This window comes from Thermoanaerobacterium sp. CMT5567-10 (assembly GCF_030534315.2).
Lineage (GTDB): Bacteria > Bacillota > Thermoanaerobacteria > Thermoanaerobacterales > Thermoanaerobacteraceae > Thermoanaerobacterium.
This window is the reverse complement of sequence record NZ_CP130558.2, coordinates 2,881,299-2,895,340: the sequence shown is the minus strand read 5'-3', so window position 1 is coordinate 2,895,340 and position 14,042 is coordinate 2,881,299. Positions and strand designations below refer to the sequence as shown.

16 protein-coding genes and 1 riboswitch are annotated in these 14,042 nt (G+C 33.3%); of the genes, 5 read left to right on the top strand and 11 right to left on the bottom strand.

Annotation, left to right across the window (positions count from 1 at the left end; translation table 11 throughout):
* Positions 1 to 9: 9 nt before the first annotated feature.
* Positions 10 to 1,158 carry an ROK family transcriptional regulator gene (locus Q2T46_RS14790; RefSeq protein ID WP_303264868.1) on the bottom strand — a complete coding sequence of 383 codons (1,149 nt, stop codon included), beginning with the start codon at positions 1,156 to 1,158 and terminating at the stop codon, positions 10 to 12.
* Between the two features lie 224 nt (positions 1,159 to 1,382).
* On the opposite strand from Q2T46_RS14790, the gene Q2T46_RS14785 reads away from it, so the two are divergent.
* The 5 genes from Q2T46_RS14785 (at position 1,383) to Q2T46_RS14765 (ending at position 4,055) form a co-directional block, all read left to right on the top strand.
* Complete coding sequence (locus tag Q2T46_RS14785) at positions 1,383 to 1,763, top strand: hypothetical protein (protein WP_303264869.1); 381 nt, start codon at positions 1,383 to 1,385, stop codon at positions 1,761 to 1,763.
* A gap of 221 nt (positions 1,764 to 1,984) precedes the next feature.
* Positions 1,985 to 2,170: a hypothetical protein gene (locus tag Q2T46_RS14780; protein ID WP_311062279.1), complete on the top strand. Its 186-nt coding sequence runs from the start codon at positions 1,985 to 1,987 to the stop codon at positions 2,168 to 2,170.
* Between the two features lie 37 nt (positions 2,171 to 2,207).
* Positions 2,208 to 2,873 carry a hypothetical protein gene (locus tag Q2T46_RS14775; protein WP_303264871.1) on the top strand — a complete coding sequence of 222 codons (666 nt, stop codon included), beginning with the start codon at positions 2,208 to 2,210 and terminating at the stop codon, positions 2,871 to 2,873.
* 56 nt (positions 2,874 to 2,929) lie between these two features.
* Entirely contained in the window at positions 2,930 to 3,265 is a 336-nt protein-coding gene (locus tag Q2T46_RS14770; protein WP_303264872.1) for a hypothetical protein, read from the top strand.
* Positions 3,266 to 3,491: 226 nt separating this feature from the next.
* Entirely contained in the window at positions 3,492 to 4,055 is a 564-nt protein-coding gene (locus tag Q2T46_RS14765) for a TMEM165/GDT1 family protein (RefSeq protein ID WP_303264873.1), read from the top strand.
* 150 nt (positions 4,056 to 4,205) lie between these two features.
* On the opposite strand, the gene tnpA is transcribed toward Q2T46_RS14765, so the two are convergent.
* The 10 genes from tnpA to Q2T46_RS14715 all read right to left on the bottom strand — a co-directional run bounded on the left by tnpA (position 4,206) and on the right by Q2T46_RS14715 (position 13,940).
* A complete protein-coding gene (gene tnpA / locus Q2T46_RS14760; protein ID WP_303264874.1) occupies positions 4,206 to 4,661 on the bottom strand; it encodes an IS200/IS605 family transposase in 456 nt (151 codons plus the stop codon).
* A gap of 213 nt (positions 4,662 to 4,874) precedes the next feature.
* Positions 4,875 to 5,693 carry a cell wall hydrolase gene (locus Q2T46_RS14755; protein ID WP_094046457.1) on the bottom strand — a complete coding sequence of 273 codons (819 nt, stop codon included), beginning with the start codon at positions 5,691 to 5,693 and terminating at the stop codon, positions 4,875 to 4,877.
* A riboswitch (cyclic di-AMP (ydaO/yuaA leader) is annotated at positions 5,693 to 5,820 on the bottom strand. It overlaps the preceding gene by 1 nt.
* Before the next feature lie 57 nt (positions 5,821 to 5,877).
* The gene (locus Q2T46_RS14750) at positions 5,878 to 6,024 is read right to left on the bottom strand and encodes a hypothetical protein (protein WP_192402819.1); all 147 of its coding nucleotides are present in this window, start codon (positions 6,022 to 6,024) and stop codon (positions 5,878 to 5,880) included.
* A 98-nt stretch (positions 6,025 to 6,122) separates the two neighbouring features.
* Positions 6,123 to 7,496, bottom strand: coding sequence for a cell wall metabolism sensor histidine kinase WalK (locus Q2T46_RS14745; protein WP_303264875.1), 1,374 nt, complete (start codon positions 7,494 to 7,496; stop codon positions 6,123 to 6,125).
* Complete coding sequence (locus Q2T46_RS14740; RefSeq protein WP_150200716.1) at positions 7,486 to 8,172, bottom strand: response regulator transcription factor; 687 nt, start codon at positions 8,170 to 8,172, stop codon at positions 7,486 to 7,488. The genes Q2T46_RS14745 and Q2T46_RS14740 overlap by 11 nt, the downstream gene beginning before the upstream one ends.
* Before the next feature lie 18 nt (positions 8,173 to 8,190).
* Positions 8,191 to 9,462: a 3-phosphoshikimate 1-carboxyvinyltransferase gene (aroA, locus tag Q2T46_RS14735; RefSeq protein WP_303264876.1), complete on the bottom strand. Its 1,272-nt coding sequence runs from the start codon at positions 9,460 to 9,462 to the stop codon at positions 8,191 to 8,193.
* A 26-nt stretch (positions 9,463 to 9,488) separates the two neighbouring features.
* Complete coding sequence (locus tag Q2T46_RS14730) at positions 9,489 to 10,334, bottom strand: prephenate dehydrogenase/arogenate dehydrogenase family protein (RefSeq protein ID WP_303264877.1); 846 nt, start codon at positions 10,332 to 10,334, stop codon at positions 9,489 to 9,491.
* Positions 10,331 to 11,347, bottom strand: a complete 1,017-nt coding sequence (aroF, locus tag Q2T46_RS14725) for a 3-deoxy-7-phosphoheptulonate synthase (protein WP_013298107.1) — start codon at positions 11,345 to 11,347, stop codon at positions 10,331 to 10,333. Before aroF ends, Q2T46_RS14730 begins: the two co-directional genes overlap by 4 nt.
* Before the next feature lie 24 nt (positions 11,348 to 11,371).
* The gene (pheA, locus tag Q2T46_RS14720) at positions 11,372 to 12,196 is read right to left on the bottom strand and encodes a prephenate dehydratase (RefSeq protein WP_013298108.1); all 825 of its coding nucleotides are present in this window, start codon (positions 12,194 to 12,196) and stop codon (positions 11,372 to 11,374) included.
* A gap of 52 nt (positions 12,197 to 12,248) precedes the next feature.
* On the bottom strand, positions 12,249 to 13,940 hold the full coding sequence (locus Q2T46_RS14715; protein ID WP_399388653.1) for an AMP-binding protein: 1,692 nt from the start codon (positions 13,938 to 13,940) through the stop codon (positions 12,249 to 12,251).
* Positions 13,941 to 14,042: the final 102 nt, after the last annotated feature.

The following is a 14,042-nucleotide window of genomic DNA, read 5'->3' as shown; positions in this document are numbered from 1 at the left end:
CTTTCACATTTAAATTAAAATTAAATAGTTGGTTTTAAGAAGAACGTCAGCAGATGCGCCTATTGCGGCGGCATCTTCGTTTAACTTTGTATATATGATTTTTACATCAAAAGGAACTATTCTTTCAATAAGCCTCTTTAAGCTTTCTATTATATCAATGCCACAATTTATCACATCACCTGCAATTACTATAAGCTCTGGATTTAATATGCTGATGATATTAGCAAAACCCATGCTCAAATTTTCTATAAATTCGTTAAAAGCTCTAAGGCAAATTTCATCTTTTGCAAAATATCCATTAATAAAGTCTTCCATCGTATTAAATTTTCCATTTGACAAATTTTTTAGCGACGAGACAAGACCTAAAAGTGATGCTTTGCTTTCAAAGTACCCATAATCTTCGTAGAAATACTTTTTGTTTAAAATATCTCTACCTATAGCCATATAACCAACTTCTCCTGCTGAGTATTTATGACCCCTTACTAATTTCCCGTTAATGTATATTCCAGAACCAATGCCGTTTCCTATTGTTACGAGTACAAAATTGTTGACATCTTTGCATGAACCGATCCATCTTTCACCCAATGCTGCGTAATTAACGCTGTTGTCGATAAATATGTCATAGTCAAACACTTCTTTTAACTTAGGAAGGAGATTAAAGTCAACCCATGAAAGTCCCGGCGCGTACACTGTTCCTTTTTCTATATTTGTTATACCAGGAGCTCCAACTCCTATTCCTGCAATATCATCTTGATATTCTAATAGCTCTTTAATGATTTTGACTGTGTTTAGGAAAGCTTCTTCTTTTATTCCTGTAGGCCTTTTTATCTTTTTTATTATTTTTCCTTCCAAATTTGTAAGCACTCCAATTGTATTTGTCGATTCTATATCAATACCTATGGAAAACTTTGCATTAGGATTAAAAGTAAGCTCTATAGGCTTTCTACCCGCTGATGTAGTATTGCCATACCCTTCTTCACTTACAAGCCCCTCCTTTATTAATTCATCTACTATTCCAGATACAGTAGATTTGCTCATATTAAGGACTTTAGAGATTTTAATGCGGGAGATAGGCTGCATTTTTTTAATGACATCTAAAACATTTGCCGTATTTATATTTTTGATAAGATAATTAGTACCCTTCCTATACTGCGTCAATTTATCACCTCCCTAATTAGTTCACTGCCAGAACCAATTGCCTTTAAAAAAATTAGTTCGAACATCGAACTTTTATCTAATAATATTATACCATCAAAAGCATCCTTTTGTAAATAATTTTTTCATGAGACTTAGGAGGAATTTCTAAATTTTTGTAGAATATGTTTTATAATTATGCAAGAAAATTAGACAGACAAAAAGCGAAAGTAGGTTAGAATATAATTATGAATAAGAGAAGAAATTTTATAGTAAAAATTGTATTAATGGCAATATTAACATTTACTTTGACTTTTACAGCAGGTTGCTCAAAAAATAACTCAAATAATCATGAAGAAAAAAGCTGGGCATTTTCTAAAATTATCATTTTAAATGGTGAGACTTATGTTGGTACATCTGATGATGTCACTTCTATTGACAAGAAAATTGGTACTATTAAATACTTTTCAACTGGCGAGACAAACATAAATAATACAATTTTCTCCAATTACTATAAAGTTGGAACTAATTTATACTCTATTTTAAATGTTAGTACAAAAGACGCAATTGCAGTAGAAATATCCAAAAATAAATATATTAAAGCAATTAACAAGCGTTTAATCCATTAAAAAGATAAGCATCCTTTTAAACTGCTGTATCTGTCATTCGGCATACAGCGGTTTATTAAGATTTAATGTGTCCTAGATATTTTAACAAATTTTTATATCATATGATTTATTTGCCACCAATTTTACACTTGTTTATAGCAATTGAGATAAAAAATTTTTTTGAAAGGAGATTAAAAAAATTGCATGTTCGTAAGCTATATATCGTTATTAGTGCATTTATAATGTTATGTATTTTAATTTTTTTAGTAATATCTGACGTGACTTCTGAAACAAATATGGTCATATCAAAAGTAAAATCTGGACTTAATGCTGGATTGAATGACTTTTTGCTTAATGCACCTCGTACCAAGGTAAATGCTAATGGAAGTTATTATTTTAAGCATATGACTGGTATGGATAAATATTAAAATAATTTTAGACTAAATGGTCTGGAAAGGAGTATTTATGACAATCAAACATAAAAATTTATGGATTTTGATATTCATTGGCTTGATTGCATTATTATTGGTTTCGTCTATCTCTAATCTTCTATTATATTTAAAATCGGCAAATATAAACAATTACCTTTCAAGGAGAGTTTTTGAAGATACTTCTGGTTTCGCATCATCAGTCTTAAAAACTGATCAAATATTAAATGATTCTCTACATAATAAACAAATTACAGTCGGTAATGCTAACATTCTGGGAAATGAATTTTTAAATCAGAGCAATGATATTTTTGATTTGGTAGATATATATATACATAATGCAATGGAAGAAATACCTATGGGTAACATTATATCTTACATTCCAGAGGAATTTTCATTGTACATAAGTCGAATATTGAATAGACCTCCTCAATCATTTGACATTTATGCATACAACAAAGGCGATATTATTAAATTAAATAAAGAACAATTGGCTAAGTTTACTAAGATGAAAGACATAAATGATGAACTATTAAAAATTGTAAAAAAGGATGTGAATGGATTAACAACATATGGGATAGAAAATAATGCTGATTTTACTCCTTCGAATGCTATTAACAATCCGTTGTGGAAAAGACTAATTAACGATATAGTAGACTACAAAAATAAAATTCATTGGTCCCCCGGCTTCATATTGAATTAATAATTTAAAGTTGTATAATAATTCTAAAGTTAGAATGTTTAAATGAGGTGTTATTTATGAAAGAAGGCAATGAGTCGAATAAAAAAAATGAATTTGAGAAGCAATTAAATGATCTGAAAGAATGGGAAGAAAACCAGTACAACCCAGGCTATTATATAGGAACAGGACGGATTTCCGGGCCCATAAAGGGAGTTGGCAAATACCCTTTTATACAAATAATTATTGGCTTGATAATATTATTACCCATAATAATTGCCATAATCGATGAGACAGATGTGCTAAATATAATATCATTTATAATACCGGCTATAATTGGTCTTTCCCTCATTTACGGAGGCATAATAAAATTAATAAATATGAAAAAATTTAGAAAAGGAAACAAAATGCATTGACATAATTTTTTGACTTATTATATAATGGAGTAGATGTCTTCTAAAAATATTATATAATCTATCTATGTAAAGGGGAGTAGTTCACATATATAAATATGTGGCAAAGTCAACATGCTGGTTTTAACCTGGCTTTGCCTTAAAGAATGAGACCTTTATGTAATATGTTGTACATATTATGTAATAGGTTTTATTTTTTTGGCATACTAATTACAAGGAGGCAGATTGGATGAATGCTTTAATATCGTCTTTTATTCTCGTCTTTGCATCTGAAATGGGTGATAAATCACAGTTTATGGCTATGGCATTTGCCACATTCATTAAAGCCAGAACTGTCTTAATTAGCATATTGATTGCTGCCCTTTTAAATATGGGTATTGCAGTTTTGTTTGGCTCATTTATAACAGAGTACATACCAATAAAATATGTCAAGCTGTTGGCTGCCATATCTTTTTTAATTTTTGGCTTAATGACGTTAAAAAATGGCCACATGGAACACGAAAAAATCAGAAAATCTAAATACGGTCCAGCTTTCACGATTATAAGTACATATTTTATTTCTGAATTTGGAGATAAAACACAACTATCAACATTGGCACTTACTGCTACATACAAAAGTCCAATATTTGTCCTATTAGGCGCTACTGCAGGAATTTTTATGGCTGACGTCATTGGAATTATATTGGGTGTATATTTAGGTAAGAAATTGCCAACAAAACTTTTACATTACATATCAGCGTTCATTTTTATAATATTTGGCTTTATCACTTTGTACGAAGCAAAAACTCTATAGCAATCATGACCACCCGTAAAACGGGTGGTTTGCTCTGAGGCTATAAGCCTCTATTACTAGCCAGCGTCTAAAGGCGCTGGCTTTCACTTTGTTCAAGCCACCATGCATTTGCCACTTTTGCCGCCCCTAAAGGGACAAATGTACTACGGGCTACCCCTTAAAGGGGTTCTCATATTCTTTTACACTCAATTTGTCCAACATAATATCTCGCTTTTCTTGTTCCTGGATGTATTTTTTTATTGTTGCCTCATTTAGTCCTACAGTGCTTACATAATATCCTTCCGCCCAAAAATGCCTATTGCCAAATTTATACTTTAGATTTGCATGTCTGTCAAATATCATCAATGCACTCTTCCCTTTCAAGTATCCCATAAAGCTAGACACACTAATTTTTGGTGGTATGCTCACCAACATGTGTACATGATCCGGCATTAGATGTCCTTCTATTATTTCTACTCCTTTGTATTTACATAGTTCTTTTAATATATCCCTTATACTTTCTTTGTATTGATTATATATTATTTTTCGTCTATACTTAGGAGTGAACACAACGTGGTATTTGCACATCCATTTTGTGCGTGCCATTTCATCTCGTTTATTAGCCATTAAATCACCTTTCCTTTTGTTATATATAGTAGCTTGAACAACTCTATTATAACGGAAAGGTGATTTTTTGTATAACTTCTGTCGCGCACCCGCATAGCGGGTGGTTTTTTGTTTCGCTCGCTTTGCGAGCTCAACAGGCTAAAGCCCATAAAGTAAAATGGATACCTTTCGGTATCCATTTTACTCCTCTTAGCCTCTCATTAGCAATCATTTTTATCTTGCATAAGAAAATACCATATTGCCTACTCTTAATGCAATTGGCAATGACCAAAGCCACTGATTAGTATTACTGTTGTCAAAGTAATAAAGTGCACCGTTTGTAGGATCTACGCCGTTTAAGGCATCCCTTGCAGCACTTATTGAGTCTGGTGTCGCAGGTACATTTATCAAGCCATTTTCAACAGGCGTAAATTGATAGTAACCATTGCTATCGACTTGGTATATTACACCTTTTATGGAGTTAGGAAATATACCGCTTTTTACCCTATTTACTATCACGGCACCGACTGCAACTTTAGCCTGATATGGTTCACCACCAGCTTCCGCATTTATAAGCCTTGCCAGAAGGTCCAAATCATCATTTGTGTATGAAATCACACCTCTTTGTACAGAACCTCTGTTTACACTTACATCACTTCTTATACTTGAAGAAGTTGATGGTGTACCAGATGATGGAATCACAAAAACTTGCCCTGGATATATCATATCGCCTGTTAAACCATTCACGGATTTTAAAGCATCGACAGTAGTACCATATTTCATAGCAATTAAGTATAAGCTGTCGCCTTTTTGAACCGTATATGTGTTATCACTGCCAGGTACAACTAATACTTGCCCTGGATATATGACTGTATCATATAAATTGTTCAGCTTCATTATTTGATTGTATGTTGTCCCATAATTTAAGCCTATTTTATATAGGCTATCACCAGGCTTGACAGTATATGTTGCCGCAAATGCAGTCTGAGAAAATAAAAGAGCTGCTGCTAATGATGCAATGAGAGGCTTTACCTTAATACATTTTTTAAACATAAATATCCCCCTTTTGCCTCCGAGGTTAGTTGACGGGTTCGGGCAAAGGGCTGCCCTACCACTCAGTGGATTCACCCCAAAAAAAGATCCCCCGTACCCCTTTTCGGGGATTCGGCATATTTTACTTTAATTATAAGGGGAATACGTCCATGTGTCCATATTAAACTGATGGGAATATAGGCAATTAGTGGCATTCACTGTAGCCACAAAAAGGGCAGTAAATACATCCACTCTCAGGAACTAGCTGTGCTCCACAGTCAGGGCATGTGTGTTTTTTTGATGAGCTTTTTACATCGATCTCTTTATCTGGCATTGTTTCTTTTTTCAACATTTTATACCCTCCAATATATAGTTTATTATTTACATTTATTATACCATATATTGTGGTATATGTCACTATAAAACATTAAGACAAAAAACAATCCCCAATCATTGATAATTAGGGATTGTAATTTTAAATTCTGATCCTTTATTTAACTGGCTATTCACATCTATCTTTCCACCATGCAACTCAACAATAAGTTTCGCAATAGATAGCCCAAGTCCCATTCCGCCAGTTTCTTTGCTTCTAGCCTTGTCAACCCTGTAAAACCTGTCGAATATATAAGGAATATCCTCTTGAGGTATACCAATACCATCATCTTTTATTATTATGGCTACATTTTTATCTACCTCTTCCACCGAAATTTTTATATTGCCGTCTACATCTGTATATTTTAATGCATTGTCAAGAATTATTCTTAGAAGCTCTTTTATAAGATACCTGTCTGCATTTACTTCTAAATTTCTTTTGCAAAATACTTCTATGTTTTTCTCACCGTACACTATTCTTGCATCTTTAACCAATTCTTCTATTAATTCATATATATTGAATTTTTTTTTGTTAACCTCCAGCGCTTTATTATCTCCTCTTGCCAACATTAAAAGCTTTTCGATCAATATTTCCATATCCTGCTCTTCTTTTTTTAGAGCGCTTATAGATTCTTCTAAAACATCTTTATTGTCCTTTCCCCACCTATCTATAAGCTCTATATAGCCTTTTAAAACAGACAATGGCGTTCTAAGCTCATGGGATACATTAGATATAAATGCATTCTGTCTTTTAAAATAGTCTTCCAACCTGTCTAACATATTATTAAATGTCATAGCAAGCTTTGATAGCTCGTCGTTGTTTCCATTAACATTCAATCTCTTGTTAAGCTTCTTTTCATCGATAGTGTGAACTTCCCTGACCATGTAATCAACAGGTTTTAGTGCCCTACCCGTTATAAAATACCCGGCAAAAAAAGACACCAAAACTCCGATGGCATCTGATATAGCCATCAACAAAAATAACAGTTTCAAAAAAAAGTACTGGCTCTTTAAATTTTCAGCCACTTGAACATATAGCACACTGCCACCTTCAACGTATTTTCTATTAAGATATACAATGTGCGTTTCATCTCTTTCTATTTTCGTAAGGCTATTTAAATTTTTATCATATGGAATATCAATCATATGTGATGACGATCTGTACACAATATTCCCATGCATATCCGTAATTTTAAAATACATGTTTTCGCCAGTCGATGATGCAAATAACAAATCTTTATCAATATTTCCTACAACCCCATCAATCTCTTTTAATTTTTCCATTATCATATCCGATTGATTTTGTATATCGCTAAAAGCCTGATATATAAGGTAGTATTTAAGACCGTACAAAACAGACGCATTTAACACTATCAGTATAAAAGAAAATATAATCGCATAAAGCAATGCAATTCTCAATTTTATCGATAATCTAAAATTTCTAATTCTCATTTTTTTCTTTCCTTAGAGAGTATCCCACACCTCTGATTGTTTGTATTAACTTATTGCTAAACGGCTCGTCTATTTTACTTCGCAAATATCTTATGTATACATCTACGATGTTTGTCTCACCAATATAATTGTATCCCCATACATTTTCTAATATATTTTCACGCGTTAATACTATTTCAGCATTTATAATAAGATATTTAAGAAGATCAAACTCTTTTTTGGTAAGTTCTATTTTTTGTCCATCTCTTAAAACTTCATATGTAGACAAATCCATCGTTATTCCATCATAGCTTATTTTTTTAGTATTTGCTTTGATATTTCTTCTAAGAGCATTTCTGATCCTTGCCATCAGCTCTTCAATCGAGAAAGGCTTCGTCAGATAGTCATCCGCACCAATGTCAAGCCCCATTACCTTGTCTTTTATTTCATCTTTAGCGCTTAAAATTATGACAGGAATCGATGATTTCTTTCGTATTTCCTTTAAAACTGAGAAGCCATCCATACCAGGGAGCATCAAATCTAAAATAATCAAATCGTAATTCCCATCTAAAGCTCTTCTTAAGCCCTCATTGCCGCTGTATTCTATTGCAATATTATAACCTTCATGTTCAAGTTCTATTTGTAAAAATCTCGCAATTTTTTTCTCATCTTCAATTATAAGTATGTTTTCTCCCATTAAAATCACCAATTGTTATTATAACACATTAAGCACACTATAAAAATCAGGAAATGAAATATTCACACATTCTGCATTTTTTATTTTTGTACTGCCTTCAGCTCTTAACGCAGCAATGCTTAATGACATAGCAACCCTATGGTCATTGTAGCTATCAACTAGTGCGCCATTTAAAGTTTCTCTTCCGTGAATTATCATGCCGTCATTCGTAGCTTCGATATCAGCACCCATCTTTTTTAATTCGCATACCATCGTATCTATTCGATTGCTTTCTTTCACTTTAAGTTCTTCAGCATCTTTAATAACTGTTTCTCCTTCAGCGTAAGACGCTGCTACCGCTATAATAGGTATCTCGTCAATTAGCCTTGGTATAATTTCACCACCAATCTCAATCCCTTTAAGGCAAGAAGACTTTACTATTATATCTGCAACAGGTTCATTATTTAAAACCCTTTCATCTTTTATCTCAATATTTCCACCCATTTTCTTTATAACATCTATTATTCCTGTTCTCGTATGATTTACATTGACATTCTTTATTAAAATCTCTGACTGAGGCAAAATACTTGCAGCTACTATAAAATAAGCCGCAGAGGATATGTCGCCGGGAACACAAATCTTACAGCCATGCAATCTTTCAACAGGATGGCACACAATCTTATTTTCATAAGATTCAAAATTGCCGCCAAAATAATTAAGCATAAGCTCACTGTGATTCCGAGATAAAAACGGCTCCTCTATTATTGTCTCATCATCAGCATATAAGCTGGCAAGCATTATACACGATTTTACTTGTGCACTTGCCACTTCTGTCTTATAATTTATTCCCTTAAGGACATTACCTTTTATAGTTAACGGCGCATAATTGTCGTCAATCGCGGATATCTCTGCCCCCATCATATTCAATGGTTTTATTATTCGAGCCATAGGCCTCTTTCTTAAAGACTCATCACCTGTTAAAACGGTTGTAAATTTCTGACCAGCTAAAATACCTGATAAAAGTCGCATCGTTGTACCGGAATTGCCAGCATCTAAAATATCATGGCTTTCATGGAGATACATACCATTACCTTTAACATAGACATCATCTTTTACTATATTAATATTTACACCAAGTTTTCTCATACAGTTTATTGTTGAAAAACAATCATTACTTTTTAAGAATCCTTCAATAATAGTATCTCCTTCAGCAATAGAACCGAACATTATAGCCCTATGAGATATGGACTTATCGCCAGGAACATTTACAACCCCTTTTACATTCCTCTTTTTAGTAATTTCTATATCCATAGAAAAATATTCATTCCTTTCTAAAGTCAAGAAGCTATGCTTTTCCTGATTTCTCTAGCTGAATCAAAAAATTTGCACAACGATTCTATATCATCGTGTTCTAAGTAAAACAAAAATTCATTTAATAGATTCTCATAGTCTAAAAGTAAATTTTTTATTACTTCTTTATTGTTTAAAATTATGTCCTTCCACATCTCTGTTTGAGACATGGAGATCCTTGTAGTATCTTTAAAGCCACCAGCAGCAAACTTTATAGAATCAGCATCTTCCTTGTAGACAAAATTAGTCAAGGTAGCCGACAGTATGTGTGGAACATGGCTCACAATGCCAACTATCTTATCATGGGAATCGCTGTCTATTAATATGGGTTTAGCTCCTAATTTTTTGATGATCTCATTTATAAATACATCGACAATTTCTACTGGTGTATTTTTACCTGGAACGATAAAATAATTATTTCCATTAAAAAGTTCAGAATTGCTTGCAAAAAAGCCGAACTTCTCAGAACCTGTCATTGGATGTCCGCCGATAAAAAACATGTTTTCAGGTATTATCTCATTTATGGCATTCATTATTGTTCTTTTTGTACTTCCAACATCAGTTATTATACAGCCATCTTTTAAATACGGCAGCATTTCTTCAATGCAACTTATAACCGCTCCGACAGGTGTACATATAAATACAACATCAGCATCTAATGGTGCCTCGATCTTTTTAAAGCTTTCATCAATTATGCCTATGCCTTGTGCTTCGTTTATATAATCATCTCTTACATCGACACCTATTATTCTTAAGTCTGTGTATTTTTTTATAGCTTTTGCCAAAGAACCGCCAATAAGTCCCAGACCTACAACTGCTACCTTTTCAATCATATAAAATCACGCCCTACAGCATTTGCTACTTTTGATATTTCTTTCGTTAAGGCCTCAAATTCCTTTGGAGTCAGAGACTGAGCACCATCAGACAATGCATTTTTAGGATCTGGATGAACTTCAATGATAAGGCCGTCAGCACCAGCAGCTATTGCAGCTTTTGCCATTGGGCTGACTAAAAATGATTTGCCAGTTCCATGACTTGGATCTACTATTATGGGTAGATGACTTAATTTTTTAATGACAGGCACTGCGCTTAAATCTAAAGTATTTCTCGTATATTGCTCAAAAGTCCTTATGCCTCTTTCACAAAGTATCACATTTTTGTTGCCTTCACTTAAAATGTATTCAGCCGCGTTAAGCCACTCTTCTATTGTTGCGGCAATGCCTCTTTTTAAAAGAACAGGCATGTTGGACCTTCCAATTTCTTTAAGCAATGAAAAATTTTGCATGTTCCTTGCTCCAATCTGCAATACATCTGCATATTTAGAAACAATTTCTATCGAATGGATATCCATTACCTCTGTCACAATTTTAAGTCCAGTGTATTTTTTTGCTTCATAAAGCATTTCTAGTCCTTCTTTTTCAAGACCTTGAAAGGAATATGGAGACGTGCGAGGTTTATATGCACCACCGCGTAAAAATTTAGCACCGAATTTCTTAACTGCTTCAGCGCTTTCAAAAAGCTGTTCTTTGCTCTCTACAGCACATGGACCAGCCATAATAACTATATTTTTACCACCTATTGATACACCATTGACATCCACAATTGTTGACACAGGATTAAATGTCCGACTTGCAAGTTTATATGATTCTACTATAGGTATAACTTTTTCTACGCCTTCCATTAGCTCAACATTTTTTTCTTTAAGCTTTTTCTTGTCTCCAATTACACCTATTACAACCCGCTCTTCTCCTCTTGATATATGTGGTTTTAAATCGAGGGACAATAAAAGATTTGATACATCAGAAATTTGTTTTTGTGTAGCATTTGGCTTCATTACAATTACCATACAATAATCCTCCGTTCTACCGTTTTACTTGTATTTAGGATATGACCCTAAAACCTTTAAAAATTCCGTTTTACCTTTCAAAACTTCTAATGCTTTAATAATACGATTATCGCATCTATGACCTTCAATGTCAACCCAAAATACATATTCACCTATTTTTTTTCTTGAAGGTCTTGACTCGATTTTAGTCATGTTTATATTTTCATCGGCAAAAACTCCAAGTATATTATAAAGACTGCCTGGCTCATTGGGAACAGAAAATACTAAAGTTGTCTTATCACAGCCAGTATATTGAGAATCTTCATGAGCAAGCACGATAAATCTCGTAAAATTATTTTTTACATCCTGTATGTCTCTATCAATTATCTTTGCATCATATATTTCTGCTGCCCTTGCATTACCTATGGCTGCAGCATCATCTCTATTTTTTATTTCTTCGACCGCTTTTGCTGTGCTATCAGCGTTTACAACTGTAGCATTTGGCAAATTTTTTCTTATATATTCTCTGCATTGTGCCAATGCTTGCGGATGAGAAATAATTGTTTTTATATCCTCAAAATCAATTATCTCATCTGCAATAAGACAATGAGAAATTGGTATGACTATTTCTTCCTTTATTTTGAGCCCTTCCGCATCGTTTATCATCATATCTAGTGTTACATTCACAGTGCCTTCTATGGAGTTTTCTACAGGAACTAATCCTTCATCGCCTTTGTTTGCTCTCAACCTTGTAACAATGTCGGGTATTGTCTTTAATTCTTCTACACAATATCCATCCTTTTGTTTAAGATAATTAAGAAGAGCTTGCTCAGAAAAAGTGCCTCTAGGGCCTAGATAGTATATGTTCATATGGCACCCCCTTAAGCTTTTTCTGATATTTTAATACTTTGTTTTAGTGAAGTCAAGACAAATTTAGCTCGGACATAGCCATTTCTCTTAAGCGGTATTTTTGAATCTTGCCGCTTGCTGTTTTTGGAAATTCGTCAATTATCTTGATGTACTTGGGCACCTTAAATCTAGCCAGCTTCTTTCTAGCATATTCCCTGATATCTTCAGCTTCAATGCAATATCCCTCTTTCGGTATTATATAAGCCATGATTTCCTCCCCATATTTTTCATCAGGAACTCCAACAATTTGAACGTCTTTTACACCTGGATGATGATATAAACATTCCTCTATTTCTGTAGGCGAAATATTTTCACCGCCTCTTATTATCATGTCTTTTAATCTACCTGTAATTTTTAAATACCCTCTATCATCAAGCTTACCGATATCTCCCGTATGAAGCCATCCGTCTTTTTCTATAGCTTTTTCTGTTTCCTCTTTCATCTTGTAATATCCTTTCATTACATTGTAGCCTCTAGCCATTATTTCTCCTTCTGAGCCTACTGGTACTTCTTTTAATGTCTTAGGATCTACAATTTTTATATCAACTCCTGGAAAGACATATCCAACAGTTGAAACCCTATCCTCTAAAGAATCATCAACACTAGTCTGCGTAATACCCGGAGATGCTTCTGTAAGTCCATAGACACTTGTTATCTCTCTCATATTCATTTTTTCCACTACTGCTTCCATCACTTTCTTAGGACATACCGAACCTGCCATTATACCTGTCCTTAAAGTAGAAAAATCAAATTTATCAAAGTCTGGATGATTAAGCATAGTTATAAACATAGTAGGAACGCCATTAAATGCAGTACATTTTTCTTTGTCAATAGCCTCCATAACTTTAACTGGATTAAAGTGATCTACTAATACCATTGCAGCACCTTTTGATAAACATGCCATAACTGAAAGCGTATATCCGAAGCAGTGAAAAAGCGGTACCGTAATGCAAAGTTTATCATTTTCTGTAAATTTCATTCGAGTCGCTATGGCATCGCCATTGTTTAAAAGTCCATAGTGTGTAAGCATGGCACCTTTTGGAAAGTCTGTTGTTCCTGATGTATATTGAATATCAATTACCTCATCTGGTTTTAAAGAATTTTGTATTTCGTATACCATATCGTCATCATATTGTTCACCCATCATTAATATTTCATTAAAACTGTACATTCCTGGATTGCATTTTTCTCCTATATTAATAACATATTTAAGATTTGGAAACTCATTTGAATGTAAGTTTTCTTTATCAGTTTTTTGCAAACTTGGAATGAGATTGTATATTGTTTTAACATAGTCTAAATCTTTATACCCGTCAATCAATATTAAAGCTTTTGCGTCGGACTGCTTTAAAACATACTGCAACTCATTTTCTCTGTATTCTGTATTCATTGGAACAATAGGACAACCAATCTTTGCAGTAGCAAAAAGCGTTATTACCCATTCTGGAACATTAGAAGCCCATATAGCTATGTGATCTCCTTTTTTAATACCTATGTTTAATAAACCTTTTGCCAATTTATTAGCCATAAATTTCAAATCTTTGTAGGTATATCTCACCTTATCTGATACAATAAGAGCGTCATGGTTTGGATATTTTTCTGAAATATAGTCAAGATACTGACCAATAGTCATTTCAATCACAATATCATCTCCATTTAAATAGTTAGTAGCTGGTATTAATAATATATTATAGCACTTTATAATAAAATAATTAAAGTCTAAAATTTTTAATTTTTATTAAATAATTTTAAAGAAAAGAAAAAAACAAGGTGGTATTTAAAGCTTTTTAAAGGCAAAAAAAAAGAG